General features: G+C 72.1%; 13 protein-coding genes. 12 read left to right on the top strand and 1 reads right to left on the bottom strand.

Annotation, left to right across the window (positions count from 1 at the left end; genetic code table 11):
- Positions 1–247: 247 nt before the first annotated feature.
- A complete protein-coding gene (locus IE262_RS26715; RefSeq protein ID WP_229877504.1) occupies positions 248–1,831 on the top strand; it encodes an aspartate aminotransferase family protein in 1,584 nt (527 codons plus the stop codon).
- 85 nt (positions 1,832–1,916) lie between these two features.
- Here IE262_RS26715 and IE262_RS26710 read toward each other — a convergent pair whose 3' ends face one another.
- Entirely contained in the window at positions 1,917–2,348 is a 432-nt protein-coding gene (locus tag IE262_RS26710) for a PPOX class F420-dependent oxidoreductase (RefSeq protein ID WP_134034884.1), read from the bottom strand.
- 237 nt (positions 2,349–2,585) lie between these two features.
- On the opposite strand from IE262_RS26710, the gene IE262_RS26705 reads away from it, so the two are divergent.
- From IE262_RS26705 to IE262_RS26655, 11 genes are all read left to right on the top strand, one after another.
- Positions 2,586–3,842 carry a Clp protease N-terminal domain-containing protein gene (locus tag IE262_RS26705; RefSeq protein ID WP_189877239.1) on the top strand — a complete coding sequence of 419 codons (1,257 nt, stop codon included), beginning with the start codon at positions 2,586–2,588 and terminating at the stop codon, positions 3,840–3,842.
- A 94-nt stretch (positions 3,843–3,936) separates the two neighbouring features.
- Positions 3,937–5,457 (top strand): histidine kinase, encoded by a 1,521-nt coding sequence (locus tag IE262_RS26700; protein WP_229877503.1) that lies wholly within the window; start codon positions 3,937–3,939, stop codon positions 5,455–5,457.
- A gap of 84 nt (positions 5,458–5,541) precedes the next feature.
- Positions 5,542–6,195: a response regulator gene (locus IE262_RS26695; RefSeq protein ID WP_189877235.1), complete on the top strand. Its 654-nt coding sequence runs from the start codon at positions 5,542–5,544 to the stop codon at positions 6,193–6,195.
- A 68-nt stretch (positions 6,196–6,263) separates the two neighbouring features.
- Positions 6,264–7,598 (top strand): S1 family peptidase, encoded by a 1,335-nt coding sequence (locus IE262_RS26690; RefSeq protein ID WP_189877234.1) that lies wholly within the window; start codon positions 6,264–6,266, stop codon positions 7,596–7,598.
- Complete coding sequence (locus IE262_RS26685) at positions 7,595–9,970, top strand: tetratricopeptide repeat protein (RefSeq protein WP_189877232.1); 2,376 nt, start codon at positions 7,595–7,597, stop codon at positions 9,968–9,970. The genes IE262_RS26690 and IE262_RS26685 overlap by 4 nt, the downstream gene beginning before the upstream one ends.
- 113 nt (positions 9,971–10,083) lie before the next feature.
- Positions 10,084–11,475, top strand: a complete 1,392-nt coding sequence (locus tag IE262_RS26680) for a vWA domain-containing protein (RefSeq protein WP_189877230.1) — start codon at positions 10,084–10,086, stop codon at positions 11,473–11,475.
- Positions 11,472–12,572, top strand: a complete 1,101-nt coding sequence (locus tag IE262_RS26675) for a hypothetical protein (RefSeq protein WP_229877502.1) — start codon at positions 11,472–11,474, stop codon at positions 12,570–12,572. The genes IE262_RS26680 and IE262_RS26675 overlap by 4 nt, the downstream gene beginning before the upstream one ends.
- On the top strand, positions 12,569–13,822 hold the full coding sequence (locus tag IE262_RS26670; RefSeq protein WP_189877228.1) for an extracellular solute-binding protein: 1,254 nt from the start codon (positions 12,569–12,571) through the stop codon (positions 13,820–13,822). Before IE262_RS26675 ends, IE262_RS26670 begins: the two co-directional genes overlap by 4 nt.
- Before the next feature lie 61 nt (positions 13,823–13,883).
- Complete coding sequence (locus IE262_RS26665; protein ID WP_208329706.1) at positions 13,884–15,089, top strand: sensor histidine kinase; 1,206 nt, start codon at positions 13,884–13,886, stop codon at positions 15,087–15,089.
- Between the two features lie 44 nt (positions 15,090–15,133).
- A complete protein-coding gene (locus tag IE262_RS26660; protein ID WP_134035126.1) occupies positions 15,134–15,808 on the top strand; it encodes a response regulator in 675 nt (224 codons plus the stop codon).
- Positions 15,809–16,050: 242 nt separating this feature from the next.
- Positions 16,051–16,479 carry a hypothetical protein gene (locus tag IE262_RS26655; protein WP_134034909.1) on the top strand — a complete coding sequence of 143 codons (429 nt, stop codon included), beginning with the start codon at positions 16,051–16,053 and terminating at the stop codon, positions 16,477–16,479.
- The last annotated feature ends 28 nt before the right edge of the window (positions 16,480–16,507 follow it).

Genomic DNA, 16,507 nt, shown 5'->3' with positions numbered 1-16,507 from the left:
CATGCGCTCCCGGCGAGCGTATCCGGAGTTTTTTCGACCCGGCCCAAAATTCAGTCCCGCCCCGGTAACGTGCCGTTCGCCACGGAATGAGCGCGCCACGAGGACGTTCCATTACCGGAGATGTTCCCGAGACTTACCGGAGAGCGGGACGTTACCGGCTCATTACGGCAGAACCAGTAGGTGGGAGATGTGAATGTTAGGGTCTGCCGAAATCGGTCGGGCAGAAAAAATCGGAGAGGAAAACCCGGTGGTCGAGAAACTCGAACTGGCGGAACCGCACCTTGCCGGATGGCTGTCCTCACTCGGACTCGGCGTCGAATACATCCGCTCCCAGGGAAACACCCTCTTCTACCGTGACGACCAGGGCACGGACGTCCCCGTCCTCGACCTGGTGGGGGGCTACGGCTCGGCGATACTCGGGCACAACAACCCGGAGATCGTGGCCTACGCCACGTCGCTGCTCGACCAGGGGACCCCGATCCACGCCCAGTTCTCCCGGCACCCGTATGCCAACGACCTCGCCTGGAAGATCAACGGCATCCTCCAGCGGGAGTTCGGCACCGACGAGCATTATTCGGCGGTCTTCGCCAACAGCGGCGCCGAGGCCGTCGAGGTGGCGGTCAAGCACGCCGAGCTCGACCGGGTGATGAAGCTGGCCGAGTTGACGGCGGAGATCGAGGCTCACCTCGACGAGGCCCGCGAGGCGGTACGGTCCGGCGCCCGCATCGCCACCGACGGCGCCGCCGACCTCCTCGGCCCCGACGCCGCGCCCGGGGACGCCGGCGACATCGACGGCCTGCTCGACGCGGTCCGGGCCGCCAACAGCAAGCGTGTGTCCGCCCGTCCGGTGTTCCTGGCCCCGGAGGGCTCCTTCCACGGCAAGCTGGTCGGCAGCGTCCAGCTCACCCACAACGTCGGCTACCGCACCCCGTTCACCGCCCTGGCCGCCCAGTGCCGCTTCGTGCCGCTCGACCAGCCGGACGCGCTGGAGAAGACCGTGGCGGAGGAGCGCAGGACGGTCCTGGACCTCACCGTCGAGGACGGCGTCGTCCGCCTGACTGAACGGGAACTGCCCGTCATCTGCGCCTTCATCCTCGAACCCATCCAGGGCGAGGCCGGCATCCGGGTCCTCGACCGGGCCGCCGTACGCCGGGTCCAGGAGGTCTGCGCCACGATCGACTGCCCGATCATCGTGGACGAGGTGCAGAGCGGCATGGGCCGCTCCGGCGCGTTCTTCGCCAGCTCGCACCTCGGCCTCCAGGGCGACTACTACACCCTCGCCAAGAGCCTCGGCGGCGGCATCGCCAAGGCCGCGCTCACTCTGATCCGGGGCTCCCGCTACCGCACCGACTTCGAACTCGTCCACAGCTCCACCTACGCCAAGGACAGCTTCTCCACCCTCATCGCCGGCCGCACCGTGGACCTGCTGGAGGCCGACGACGGCGGGGCGTACCGGCTGGCCACCGAGCGCGGCGACCAACTCCTCGCGATGCTGGGCCGGTTGAGGGAGGAGTTCGGCGACATCGTCAAGGACGTCCGCGGCAAGGGCCTGATGATCGGCCTGGAGTTCCACGACCAGTCCGAGTCCGGCTCGCAGATCATCCGCGACCAGGCGCAGGCGGGCCTCCTCGGCTATCTCTTCGCCGGTTACCTGCTGCGCGTCCACGCGATCCGCATCTTCCCCACCGCGAGCGCCACGAACACCCTGCGCTTCGAGCCGTCCGTGTACCTCACGGACGACGAGATCGCCCTGGCCGACAAGGGCCTGCGTGACCTGATCGCGGTCCTGAGGAAGCAGGACGGCGAGACGTTGCTGCACGCGCGGGCCTGAGAGAAAGCGGGACGGCCGTCGGCCCCCCGGACCCAGCTGGGTCCGGGGGGCCGACGGCCGTTCTCATGAACGCGGGGTCGTCCCGTCAGCTGATGTCGGCCCCGTAGACGTGGTCGACCGTCATGGTGATGAGCACCCGGCGGTCGGAGACCATCACCGCCCGGTACTCCTCCCAGTCCGGGTGCTCCCCGGCGGCGACCCGGTAGTAGTTCACCAGCGCCTCCACCTCGGGCCCGTGGGGGTCGGTGCCCGGCCCGGTGAGCGTGGCGATGCCCTCGGCGGTGGCCCACGACATGCCGTCGGGGCTGGTCACCTCCAGCGTGGCGCGGGCGTCGCGCCGCAGGTTCGCCACCTTGGCCACGCCCGCGCTCGTGGACACGTGGATCACGCCTGCCGACTCGTCGTAGAACGGCTGGACGGGGGAGAGCTGCGGCCGCCCGTCCGCCTTGATGGTCGCCAGCACACCGAGCCGGCTCTTCGCGAGCAGCGCATGGGGGTTGAAGGATGTAGCGGTCATGCCCCGAATATCAACCTTTCACATCACCTTGGAGGTTGGCGCGGGTGTGCTGCCACCCTTCCTTCGACCTTCATACCAGGACGAACCCGGTGTACTCCACGGCATGATCAGCCATTCTCCGGGGCGCGGCCGGTGTGCCGATCGGACCGGGAGTGTGGACGGTCGGCCGACGCGGTGGCGGGCGGGGTGCGTCTAGCGTCGTGGTGAACAGGCCACCGCGCATGGAGGGGAACGTTGATGGGGCAGCGAGAGACGACCGGAGCCCACGCCGTCGGCACGGCCGTGGCCGGGGCGACCACGGAGTTCGAGCAGGACGTCATGGACCTGCTCGTGGAGACACTGCGCCGCGCGGTGAGGCGCGAGGTGTCGGTCGTGGGGACGGACACCCTGCTGGGGGAACTCGTGATGGGGGACTCGGACGCCGGTGAGGCGATCGCCCCCGGGATGCGGAAGGCCGGCTCGCTCAGCGGCTCGATAGCCGGCCGGGCGGGCCGCGGTTGGGTGAGCGACGACGAGGTGGGCCCTGCACCCGGCGCGGACAGCGCCGACGGCGCCGGTGAGAGGGAGGTCGATGCCGCCTGGCGTGAGGCAGTGTGGCGCTTCGGTCTCGGTTCACGCCGCTCGGCCCCGGACGGCGACCGGGTGCTGCCCGGGATGACCGGGGCGTTGCGCGCGTGCCTGCTGCTCGCGCTCGGCAAGGCCCGCGCGGAGGGGACGATCTCGGTGCGCTGCCGGCATGTGGCCCGTGCCCTGCTGGACCTGCCGGACACCAGGGCAAGGGAAGCCCTGCTGCTGGAGCGGCTTGATCCGGCCGCCGCGGCCACCGCGCTCGACGCACTGGACGCGAGCGCCCCGGCGGAGACCGAGAAGCCGGAGTCCCGCGGTGTCACCCTTCTCCGCCGGGCCGGAACGCTCGGGAAGAGCGGTAACTTCCTGACGCGTGCGCTGACTTCGTGGACCTCCGGGGCCTCCGCCTCCGTGAACGGCTCACCGGTGGTGTTCGCGGTGACCGGCGAGGCCGTCCGGCAAGCGGTGCGGTGCGGGCGGGCCGCTGTGGAGCCGGTGGATCTCCTGCTGGGGATACTGGCCCTGGACCGGGCACTGTCCGTTGCCGGGCGTTCGCTTCCCGCGAGTCTGGCGGACGCCAACGCCGCTGCGGACCTGCTGCGGCGGCACGGCGTACGACAGGCTTCCCTGGTCTCCTCGGCCTGGGAGAGGCAGCCCGCTGCTCTTCCCAAGGGCGACGGTGAAGGTGACGGTGACAGTGTCTGGCTGTCCGCCGCCGCCGACCGGATCGTGTCGGTCGCGCGGCTGACCGCCGCGGAGCACGGTTCGCCCACGGTCGGTACCGTCCACCTGCTGTCCGCCCTGCTCGACGAGCCGGCGGCGGGCGACGACGAGGGGGCCGGTGGTGCGGTCGTACGGCTGCTGGCTGCCGACCAGGTGGATCCGGCCGCGTTGCGGGCGGAGTTGAGTTCCCGGCTGGGCGCGTGACATCCGGGGGCCGCCGTGCGGCGATCGCCGCCGCGGCTACCGTTCCTCCCGGCAGAGAGATCCATGGTGGCGGGGCAGAGTGATGGTGAGTCAGGTGGGGGAGGAGGCACAGCCGTCGAGTGCGTCGCGTCCGTCCGTACGGCTGGGGCACGCGCTGAGCGGTGTGCCTCGGTGGGTGCGCCGCGAGGTCGGCGAGAGCTGGGCCGCGGTGCGTGCCGCTGAGCGGCGTACGGTCGTGGTCGAGGCGCTGGTCTGTGCCCTGGCGGCGGCTCTCGGTCTGGTACCGCTCCTGCTGATTCCCCCGGATCGGCCGGGGTGGGCGGTGCTGGAGGCGTTGTGGGCGGCGCTGCTCGTCCCCGCTCGGCGTGCCCGGCCGGTGGCCGCCGTGCTGTGCGCCTCTCCGCTGCTGGTGGCTCACAACGTGTGGACGCTGGCGGTGGTGCCGCTGATCGTGCTGTCCGCCACCCGTCGTATCGCACCGCCGCGGCATGCGTGGCGGGTCGTCGGGGTGGCCTGCGCCGTCGTCGGTGTCCTGACCGTCGCCCGCGCCCTGGTCCGGTCCGGGGACCTGCCGTGGGAACTGGCCGACGGCGCCCTCTCCACGGTGCTGCTTCTGCTGCTGCCCGCCCTGTCCGGGACCCTGCTGGGTCGGCGGCGGCCGCTGGTCAGCCTGCTGCGGGAGCGCAACGCCTACCTGGAACAGGCCCGCACGCTGACCGCCGCGGCGGCCCGGATGGAGGAGCGGACCCGGATCGCGGGAGAGATGCACGATCTCCTGGGTCACCGGCTGAGCCTGATCTCGGTGCACGCCGGGGCACTTGAGCTCGCCGCCGCGCGGCAGGCACCCGCCCTCGCCGGACAGGCCGAGCTGCTGCGCACGACCGCCGGTACGGCCATGGAGGAGCTGCGCGAAATCCTCGGTGTCCTGCGGCACGAGGACATGTCAGCTCTGATGAACGCGACAGACAGGGCGGACAGGACGGACGGGGCGGGAAGCGACAGGGGTACGCGTGAGGACATCACCGGTCTGGTGACCGAATCCCGGCAGGCCGGCAGCGCCGTCGAGCTGGACTGGTCCGTTCCCGACGCGGCCGAGGTGGGGCTCCGTACCCGTCAGGCGATCCACCGGGTGGTCCGCGAAGGGCTGACGAACGTGCTGAAGCACGCGTCCGGCGCGCCCACCAGGGTGGAGGTCAGGGGCACGGACCAGGGGATCGAGGTGTCCGTCACCAATGAGGCGCCGCCTGCGACGGGCCACTCCCAGGGGGGAACCCGCAGCGGGCTGGCCGGCTGCCAGGAGCGGATCTCGTTGCTCGGCGGCACGTTCGAGGCGGGTGCCCTGACGAACGGCGGTTTCCGCGTGGCGGCCTGGCTGCCCACCCACGGCAGCCGGCGCCCGGAATCCGCCGCGCTCCCGGGGACCTGCGGCGACGCCCCTCCGGACGCGGTCCGCCCTCAGCGCGGCGGAGCCGGCCGGGAAGGGGCCCGTGCCCCGCTGCCGGACGAGATCCTGACCTGGCCGCGCGTCCTGGGATCGGGCTGCGCGGCGCTGCTCGTGGTCCTGCCGACGGCGGGCTTCCTCGTCGTACTGCTGACCACGACGGTCCTGAGGTGAGGCAGAACTGAGGTGAGGCAGACCTGAGGCGAGGCAGTCCCGAGGTGAGGCAGCCCTGACATGGGGCGGACCTAAGATGAGCTGATGATCCGAGTCCTGGTCGCCGACGACGAGGCGCTGATGCGCGTGGGAATCCGGCTGATCCTGGAGAACGCCGAGGACATCGAGGTGGTCGCCGAGGCGGGCGACGGCCGGGAGGCCGCGGCGGCCTGCCGCGCCCAGCACATCGACGTCGCCCTGCTCGACATCCAGATGCCGACCCGGGACGGCATCGCGGCCGCCGAGGACATCGCCCGTCTCTCGCCCCGCACCTGTGTGGTGATGCTGACGGCGTTCGGCGAGGAAGCGAGCGTGACGCGCGCCCTGCGGGCCGGGGCGAGCGGGTTCCTCCTCAAGGACACCGGTCCCGCCGACCTGATACGGGCCGTGCAACTCGCCGCGAGGGGAGAACCGGTACTGGCACCCCGGATCACCCGGCAACTGCTGGAGAGGCACGTACGGTCCGGCCGGGACACGGAGGCCGCCCTGCGCAGACTCGAAGAACTGACCCCGGCCGAACGGGACGTCCTGCGGCTGCTCGGCACGGGCCTGTCCAACGCGGAGATCGCCGACCAACTGCACCTGAGTGCCGGCACGGTCAAGGCGCACATCAGCCGGATCCTCACCCGCACCGGCTGCGCCAACCGCGTCCAGGCCGCCGTCCTCGCACACGACGCCGGGCTGCTCACCGACCGCTGAGTCCTTCCCGATCCACCTTTGTCCGAAGTCTAGGGACGTACGATGCTCCGCGCGTAGTCTGAGGTGGTATGGGGGAACTGCGTGCCGACTGGAGACTCAGGCTGCGGCGCGAGGACGCGTACGGACCCATCTGCGGTGCCGGCGTGCTCGTCGACCAGTACACGGCCCTGACCTGCGCCCATGTGGTGCGCCGTCCGGACGCCGTGATGTGGCTGGAGTTCGCGGAGAACAGCTGCCTGGAACCGGTGGCCGCACGCGTCGCGCCCGGCGGCTGGCTGCCGGAGAGCGAGGGCGGCGAGGACGTCGCCGTACTGCGCCTGGACAGCCCGCGCCCGCGAGCGCGCCCGGCCCCGCTCGAACCCAGGCTGTGGGGCGGCCTGGAGGTGTACGCGACCGGTTACGCGGAGGGCTTCGACGAGGGCATGACCCTGTGGGGCCGGGTCTCCGGGGCCAGCGGCGAACTGGTGCAGCTCGACGCCGTCACCAAGGCGGAGGTGGTGCGCAAGGGCTTCAGCGGCGCCGCCGTGTGCACCCGGCCGCACGAAGGGCGTGCCGCCCGTGTCGTCGGTCTCGTCGTCAGCTGGCGCGGCGACAGGCGCGCGTCGCTGCCCGAGAACAACCGGCTCGCCTTCTCGTATCTGATCCCCGTCGACCGTATCGCCGCACTCTCGCCGGTCATCAAGGAGCTGAGCAGCCCGCACGCATGGGATCACGGCTTCGAGGAGCGGCTGGTCCGGTGGTTCGACGATCCGGACGAGGACCAGGACCCGGTGAAGATCACCGTGGTGCCCCCCGGCAGCGGCAAGGACCGCTCCCTGCGCCATCTGCTGCACCGCGCCCACCTCGTCCACCGCGGCGGCCGTTCCAGCAGGCCGGACCTCGCCGACCACGCCCTGGGCCATATCGCCTTCCCGCCCGGCCAGTACCTGGCGTACTGGGACTGGCTGCTCGGCACCAGGCCCCGGCCCGCGCAGGTGCTCCCGCGCACGCCCGGCCGCCAGGTCACGGTCCTCGTCGACGGCCTCGACGAGGAACCCGAGCCGGGCCCTCTGATCGAACTCCTCGCCCGGCTGAGGGTGTTCGGCTTCCGGCTGCTGCTCGTCTTCCGCCACGAGGGCGGCACCGGCTGGACCGCGGCCCGCGACGACCTGCTGCGGCCCGCGCTCCTCGGCCACGCGGACGCGCTGCTCGCCCGGCTGGAGCGCGCGGAGTTCAGCCGGGCCGTCCGTCTCGGCGTCGTCGACAGCGCCTCCCTCGGTTCCGTGTCCGAGACGGCCCACCGGCGCCGGGCCGAGCGCCGCGGAATCGACGCCCTGACGGACCCGCAGCAGCAACTCGCCCGGGTGCGCGAGCTGACCAGAACCCTGCGCGCCGACCTGAGGCGCTCCGGAGGGCGGGCATGAGGAGCTCCGCCCGGACCGGGCAGACCGGGCAGACCGGGCAGGAGGACAAGGACGACGAGAAGGCGGCGACCTGCCCGCACCGGCGCTTCACCGGAGCCCCCTGCGGCGGCATCCTGCTGCCCACCGGCCACTGCGCCGAGTGCGGCCGCGCGAAGAACGGCCCCGGGCTGCCCGCCCTGCCCGAGGACCCCCAGGATTTCGGCCCCCACGAGCTTCTCGCCCTGCCCGAGCGCGCGCCGCGCCCCGCACAGGAACGCCTCGTCCATCCCGAGGCGTCGCTGCGCATCCGCATGAGCTGCTCGTCCGCCGGGTGCGGCATCGCCTTCGCGCCGCCGTACACCGTGGGCCCGGTGCCGATCGAGGGCCACTGCCCGGCCTGCGGCGACCCGTACTCGTACCGGCCCGAACTCGCCGAGGGCGATGTGCTGCGCGACCAGTACCGGATCATGGGACCCATCGCGCACGGCGGCCAGGGCTGGGTCTATCTCGCCGAGGACACACATCTCGGTGACGTCGTCGCCGTCAAGGGACTGCTCAACCGCTACGAGCAGGACGGCGCCCGCCTCGCCGACGTCGAACGCCGCAACCTGGTCGCCATCCGCCACCCCCGCATCGTCCAGATCCGCGACTTCGTCGCCCGGCGCGACGACACCGGGCAGGTCACCGGCGGCTACATCGTCATGGACGACGTCGGCGACGGCACCCTTGAGAAGGTCGTGGAAGAGACCCGGCGCGGGGAATCGGTCCTCGACATCGAGCACGTCGCCGCGTACGGCTGCCAGATCCTCGAAGCCCTGGTCCATCTGCACGCCGGCGGCGAACGGGTCTTCGTGTACGGGGACATGAAGCCCTCGAACGTCGTGCACCACGGGGACGGCGTCAAGGTCATCGATCTCGGCGGCATGCGCGAACAGGGCCAGAGCCAGCCGCCCGCCCATGTCACCCCCGACTACATGGCACCCGAGACCGGGTCCTCGGCCGTGCCCACCGTCGCCCACGACCTGCACACGGTCGGTGTCACCCTGCGGGAACTCGCCGGCTGGGCCGTCGACGAGGTACCCGGTCTCGGCACCGCCTCCTTCCGGGGAGTCGTCGAACGCGCCACCCGGAGCCACCCGGGCCTGCGCTTCGCCGACGCCCGGGAGATGGCGGGCCAACTGCGGGGCGCCCTGCGGGAGATCCGGGCCCTGCGCGGCAAGAGCGACCCGCCCGAGCCCTCCGACTACTTCTGGCCGTCCCCGCAGCTGCTCGGCGCCCGGCTGGGCACGGTGCCGGGCATCGAGCACTGGCTGGACCGCCCCCGCCGCGACCGGTACGCGCCGCCCGTGGCCCCCGCCCTCGACCTCGGCGCCCCCACCCCCACCGAGATCGCCCGCTGGCTCCCGGTGCCGAGGCGGTATCCCGGCGACCCGCAGACCGCGCGGTTCGAGGTGAGCAGCGGCTACGACCCGGGCCAACTCCTCGGCCAGGAGGGCGAGAAGCCGCCCTCGGTGGAGATCCGCCTGCACAACGTGCGCGTCCTGCTGGGCCGGAACACACGGGAGGACCTGGAGCGCGCCCAGGAGGAGCTCGACACCGCCGACTCCATTCCGGGGCCGTCCGCCGTGCGTCGATGGCGGCTGGAGTGGCACCGCGCCCTGGTCGCGCTGCGCCGCGCGGACCTCGACGACGACCCACGCCAGGTCGCCGAGGCCAAGACCCACTTCACGAGGGTCGGCCTCGAACTGCCCGGCGAGTACGCACCCAAACTCGCCCTCGCCTACTGCGAGGAGCGGCTCGGCGACGACACGGCCGGGCCCACCGCCCAGGAACTGTACGAGGCCGTGTTCGCCCGCAACCCCGCGCACGGCGGCGCCGCCCTGGGCCTCGCCCGGCTCGCGCTGCGCGCGGGTGACCGCCGGGCGGCCCTCGACGTGCTCGGCCGGGTCCGCCCCGGCACCCTGGACCACACCGTCGTCCGTATCGCCTCCCTGCGCATCCGCGCGGCCCGGCTGCCGGGAGACGGCGATCCGCTGCCCGCGCCCGCCGAGGTCGACGCGGCGCTGGACGAACTGGACGGCCTCGTACGCCAGAAACCGGGCGCCGGCGAGCCCAGCCTGTCCGAGGACGAGGCGCTGCGCCTGAGCGCCGAACTCCACGAATGGAAACTGGACGCGCTGTACAGCAGCAGCGACCGGCCCGGCCCCGGGGGAGGGGCCACCGGACGGCTCGACGCCCGGCACCTGAGGCACCTGAGCGCCCGGGAACGCGGGCTGCGCGAACGGATCGAGTCGCACTACCGGCAACTGGCCGCCCGCCACCGGGAGTCGGCCATAGCCCACGAACACCTCGTGGACCTCCTGCACGCGGTACGACCTCAGACCGTGTTCTGACCGCACGGCAGCGACACCGTGCGGCAGCCAAGACCGCACGGCAGCGACGGCCCGGACGGCACCCCCCTGCGGGTCCCGACGGTGACGAAGGGGAAGGAGCGGTGACGTACGACATGAGCAGCCAACCCCGGCCGCCGCAGCCGGACATCCGGCTGCACGTAGACCTCGACGGCCGACTGCGCCCGCACCGCAGCGCGAAGATCGAGGCACATCTGCGGGTCGACGTGGCCGCCACCGGCGCGCCCGCCGACCTGCCCGCGGTCGAACTCGCCGTGGTCATCGCGGTGGACGTCGCCGAGCCCCTCCGGGCGGCCGTCCGGCACGCCCTGCCGGCCGCGCTGCGCGCCCTGCCCGACGGCATCTCCTTCATCGTGCTCGGCGGCGGTCCCGAGCCCGTCGGGTGTTATCCGCGAGGTGGCGCCGAGTGGGCCGTCGCCGACGCCCACGAGAAGCGCCGGGCCGCCTTCGCCGCGGGCGCGGTCCCGCTGCACCGGGACGGACCGCGCCCCGCCGGGTACGCCGCCTGGGCGGCCAGGGCACGCGCCCTGCTCGCCGGCCGCCCGCTGTCCGTACGCCATCTGCTGCTGATCACCGACGGGTCCAGCGCCCCGGGCGAGACCCGTCTGGAGGAGGAACTGGACGCCTGCGCCGAGCACTTCACCTGCGATGTGTTCGCCGTGGGCGCGGACTGGACACCCGACCCCCTGCTGACCCTCGCCGAACGGCTGCACGGCACCGCCCAGTTCGTGGACGACGGCCTCGGCCGGGAGCTCACCGCCGCCATCCGGCGGCTGCGCCGGGTGCACGCGCCCCAACTGCCCGTCGAGGTGACCGTGCGGCCCTCGGTGCGCCAGGTCGCGCTGAGCGAGAAGGCGCCCCGGCCCCACCGGCTGCGCGGACTGCCCCAGCCCGGCCGGCCGCACCGCTGGAGCTTCCCGACGTACCAGTGGGAGCAGGGCAGCCGCGACTACCTGCTCACCCTCGTCGCCGACGCCCACGCCGACCCGCTGGAGACGGAGCTGCAGTTCGCCATGGTCTCGGTCGGCGATGTCCACGCGCCCGTCACCGCCCGCTGGCACCGCCCCCGGCAGCCACCGCCCCATGTCCCCGCGGGCAGTGACGCCGTACCCACCCTGAAGGCCACCGCCGTGATGCGGGACGCCCTGCGCCGGGGACTCGTCACCCTCCGCGAACACCAGCCGGGCGCCGCCCAACGCTACTTGGGGCAGGCCGCACGCCTCGCGGTGCGGCTCGGCGAGGACTGGGTCCTGGACGAGATCGGAGCGGTCGCCCACATCGAGGACGCGGCCGCGGGGAAGGTCGTGCCGCGCCCCGCCGTCGAGGCCGACACGCTCGGCTCGATGATCCTGCGCGCCGGGTCCCTCCCCGGCGCACCGCTGCCCGGCACCGCCGGTCCGCGGCGGGGCCCGCGCTGCGGTCACTGCGACGCCCCGGCCGGGAGCGAGGCCCGTTACTGCATCGTCTGTGGGGAGAAGCTGCTGTGACGAACCGACGCCCCGCCTCCGCCCCTGCCCCCTCCGCCCCTGCCGCCTCCGTCTCCGTCTCCGCTTCCTGGCGCAGGCTTTCCCCCGCCGCTTTCTGGCGCAGGCGCCTGAGCCCCTACCGGACGCGTCGGCTGCTGCGGGCGCACCTGCTGGTCCTGGCGGTGTGCGCGGCGGTGGCGGTGAGCGCTCTGCTCGTCTCCTGCCGTCAGATCCTGGACGGCACCGAGGCGGTCGCGTCCCGTGAGGCGCCGGCCGTGCAGGGACTCGCCGCCGCGCGCCTCGCGGTGCTGCGCGCCTACCAGGAGGCCGATGACCTGGACGACCGGGAGGCGCATGACCTGGACGACCTGACACTCGTCGGCGTCGCGGGCCTGGGCGAGACCTACCGGGCCCAGCTCTCCGCCGCCGACCAGGGCCTGTCCCGGATCGCCGACCGGACGGACCAGGACCTCGGCACCGTCAACGGTCTGCTCGCCTCCTACAGCAACTCGATCAACCTCGGCACGGCCATGTACCGTGACCAGCCCCTCATGCGGCAGCAGAAGCTCACCGAGGCGCGCTCACTGCTCACCCGCCAGGGCGTGGGACTCGTGCCCCGCCTGGACGGACTGCAACGGGCCCAGTTGAGGCACGCGTCGGCCACCGCCACCATGGGGTGGCTGCAGCGCGGCGGCTGGTGGATCGGCGAACTCGCCCTGGCGGCCTTGGCGCTGACCCTGCTCTCCGCCCTGTTCGTGCTGCGCGACCGCTGCGGCCGCGACTGGAATCCGTACCTCCTCGCCGCCTTCGCCCTCACCGTGCTGCTCGCGGTCGTCCCGCTGCTGACGATGTTCTCCGCCCAGGACGGCCTCGACAGCGTGGTCGGGGACCTGCGGCAGATCACCGAGGTCTCCCGGCAGGACTGCTGCGGCGCGGGACTGGACACGGCACAGCAGACCGTGACGGACACGTCCGAGCACCTGCGGCTGGAACTGTCCGGGGACACCTGGACCGAGCGGGTCTACCAGGGCACCCTCACCGGCGGCCTGCTGGTCGTCGTCCTGCCCGTGGTGGGGCTCGGGTTACGGCTCGACAGCGACTACGGGAGGCGGCCGTGACCCGGCGGTTCAAGGTGCTGGCGCTGCTCGCGGTGCTGCTGCTGGTCTGTGCCGGCAGCCTGGTGGCGGTCTGGGCGCGGTCCGACGACGAGCCGGTGACCATCCTGGGCCCGTGGACCGACGAGCAGGGAGAGCAGTTCGAGAAGGTGCTGCGGGGCTTCGGCATCCCCTTCGAGTACCAGGGCACCGCGGCCCAGCGCGAGGTGCTGTTGTCCAAGGTGCAGTCGGGGGAGCCCCCGGACATCGCGATCATGCCGGGCGTCGGCGAACTCGCCGAGTACGCCGAGCAGCAGCGCCTCAAACCACTGAACGGCCTGTACGACGAGAAGGAGTACGGCTCCCCCTGGAAGTCGGCGAGCACGTCCTCCTCGGACGTGTACTGGGTCCCGGTCAAGGCGGACCTGAAGAGCATCGTCTGGTACCGAGAGGGCAACGAGCCCGCCAACTCACCGGCGCCCCTGGAGAGCTGGTGCATCGGCATGGGGGAGGACGGAGCCTCCGGCTGGCCCGGCAGCGACTGGATCGAGGACCTCGTGCTGCAACGGGAGGGCCCGGACGTCTACGGCAGGTGGGCGCGGGGCGACGACGACGCGAAGTGGACCGGGGACGAGGTGCGCACCGCGTGGGAGGCGTGGGCCGGCCTGCTCCAGCAGAACCGGGGGGCGGCCGAGCACGCCCTGCTCACCGACCACCGCGGTGACCACAAACGCAACGGACTGCTGTTCCGTGGCTGGGGCGGCTGCACCCTGGAGCACCAGGGCTCCTTCGCACGCTCCTTCTACCGGGAGGAGCGCACGCACGCGCGCCTGAAGGACTCCGCTCCGCTGCTGCCCTCAGGCCCGTACCCGGTCCGCGCCCATGAGGTGACCGGCGACTTCGCCGCGCTGTTCAGCAAGCGCCCCGAGGCCCAGGACCTGATCGAACGCCTGGCCTCCCGTGAGGGCCAGCAGAAGTGGGCCGACACCGCGGACGTCTTCTCGGCGAACCGCCAGGTGCGGCCACGGGGCGGCCCGGTCGAGCGCGACATCGCCGCACGGCTCACCGGTGACGGCCCCCTCTGCCTGGACGCCTCGGACGTCATGGCACCCGCCGTGCGGGACGCCTTCTACGAGGCCGTCCTGCTGACCATCGCCAGGGCCGCCGCCGGGGAGGAGCTCGGGATACGGGGCCTCCTCGAAGACGTGCAGCAGGTCCAGGAGGCGCAGCCCCCCAGACACACGGCACCGCGGACGGTGTGCAGTACGCGGTGAGCGCCGCACGGTCGTCGGCGCGGACCGTGTGTTCCCCACGCGGTGTCGTAGCCTGTCGGCCATGGTGCGCCGCATATTGGCTCTGCCGTGGATACACACGGTGTACGACGTCGCCCTCGCGGTGCTGGTGGTCTATCTGACCTCGTCCTACGACCAGGCGTACGACTCCGTCATCGGGTGGGCGATGGCCCTGGTGCTGTTGTTCCGCCGGCACCGGCCGATGAAGGTCATGTGGCTGGTCACGGGGCTTGCGCTGGTCCAGTCCGTGGTGGCGACCGCCCCGGCCGTGTACGACGCGGCGCTGCTCATCGCGATGGTTTCGGTGGTCACCCACGCCCAGTCGATGCGGGATGCCTACACGGCGGGCGCGATCGTGCTGCTGGGCGTGGTGGTGACGTTCGGCGGGTTCCTTCCGTTCGGCGAGGAGTTGCGCGAGGGCGTCGGGGACATCGTCGCCATCGGCGGCGTCTGTGCGGCCGTGTGGCTGACCGCCATGGTGCTGCGGACACGCCGGCTCTACGTGGCCAGTCTGGAAGCCCGGGCCGCCACGGCCGAACGGGAGCGTGAGCACCTGGTGCAGCTCGCGGCGGCCGAGGAGCGCGCGGAGATCGCCAGGGAGCTGCACGATGTGGTGGCCCACAGCCTGGCGGTGATGATTCTGCAGGCCGACGGGGCGGGATACGCCCTCAAGTCGGATCCCGACAAGGCAGGTTCGGCGCTGAAGGCGATCGCCGACACCGGCCGTGACGCGCTGGAGGACATGCACCGGATCGTGCGGGTCCTGCGCAGCGGCCGAGCCTCCGGCCAGGGTGAGGCGGCGGACGCGGACGCCGACCGCCGCCGGGTCTCGCTGGACGACCTGGAGACGGTGGCCGAGCGGGCCCGCACCGCGGGGCTGAAGGTGGCCCTGGAGGTCGAGGGTGAACGAGCCGGGCTGTCGACGGCGGATGAACTGACCGTGCTGCGGATCGTCCAGGAGAGCCTGACCAACGTGCTGCGGCATGCCGGTCCCGGTGCGGAAGTGACGATCACGCTGCGGTTCGACAAGGACGCCGCACTTGTCCGTGTGGTCGATGACGGAGGCGGCAGACTGGCCGGCACCCGGCCCGCGACGGAGAGGGCCGGCGGCGGGAACGGGCTGGTGGGCATGCGCGAGCGGGTGGAGGTGTCCGGTGGCAGTTTCACCGCCGGGCCGCGCCTGGGCGCGGGATGGCAGGTCGACGCGGAGCTTCCGCTGAAGGAGCCTGCGGTGAGGACGACGGGATGAATGACAGGACAACCGGCGGGACAACCGACAGGGCCACCGATGGCATGAAGGACACGCGCGGGCCGATCCGTGTCGTCGTGGTGGACGACCAGCCGCTGATCCGGGCGGGGTTCGCGATGGTGCTGGCCGCGCAGAGCGACATCCAGGTCGTGGGCGAGGCGGAGAACGGCGCGGACGCGCTGAAGCTGCTGGCGGGCACGGAGGCCGATGTCGTCATCATGGACATCCGCATGCCCGTCATGGACGGCGTCGAGGCGACCGGGCGGCTGAGCCGACTCTCCGGAGCGCCCCGGGTGCTGGTGCTCACCACCTTCGACACCGACGAGGACGCCTTCGCCGCGCTGCAGGCCGGTGCGAGCGGCTTCCTGCTGAAGAACACCCCGCCCGAGGAGGTCGTGACGGCGATCCGTGTCGTGGCGGCCGGCGAGTCCGTCGTGGCCCCGCGCGTCACCCGCCAGCTGCTGGACCGGTTCGCGGGCAAGCTGGCGCCCACGCCCCGCCATGACGAGCGGCTGGACCTGCTGACCGCGCGCGAACGGGACGTGCTCCGGCTGATCGCCGAGGGCCTGTCCAACAGCGAGATCGCCTCTCGCCTGTTCATCGCCGAGGCGACCGTGAAGACCCACTTCGGGAAGATCCTGACCAAGCTGGACCTGCGCGACCGCGTGCAGGCCGTCATCTTCGCCTACGACGCGGGCCTCGTCAGCCCCGCCGGCTGACGACCCGTCGGCTGACCACCTGCCTACGGGGCCCACCGCGGGACTGCGACTGTGGTCGTAGTCCCGCCCTCCCCTCCCGGTCGCAGTCGGGCGGTGCGGAGATCAGGTTCTGATCCGATGTGCCGCGACGGCCGTTCTTCGAGAATTACCCGTGCTGATCGACAAACAGCGTCGAGCGTCGCCAAACAGCGTCGCCAAACAGCGTCGACAAACAGCTTCGGAAGAAATCCTCGGAGGGCATCATGGCGGTTTCCGTATCCGTACCCGGCCGGAAAAAGAAGGCGATAATTTTCGGCACCGTCGCGGCAGCATTTCTCGTGGCGATTGCGACAGCCGGCGGATACTGGCTCTACGAGCGCAAGCAGCCCAGTCAGGCGTCAAAGGCCGACTGCGAACTGGCGCAGCGCATCGTCGACGGGGCGCAGGACCTCTCCCACGACAAGGAAGCCGTCGAGGAGTGGGAGAAGAACACCATGCAACTGCGCAGGTCGCAGATGAAGGACGGTTACCTCGGCTTCCGGATCGCCCAGTACGAAGTCTGGGCGGCCCTGCAGGCGAAGGGGGAGGGCACGCCCCCGACGAACAAGCAGGTGCGGGAGTTGGCGGACAAGGCCAACAGCCACTGTGCGGACGCGGGCGTCACGCTCACGCTGCCTCCGATCGCGTCCTGAAAACGCCGACGCGAAAAGGGAATTCATC

Source organism: Streptomyces bluensis, from assembly GCF_014650715.1.
GTDB lineage: Bacteria > Actinomycetota > Actinomycetes > Streptomycetales > Streptomycetaceae > Streptomyces > Streptomyces bluensis.
This window is presented reverse-complemented; position numbering and strand designations above follow the sequence as displayed.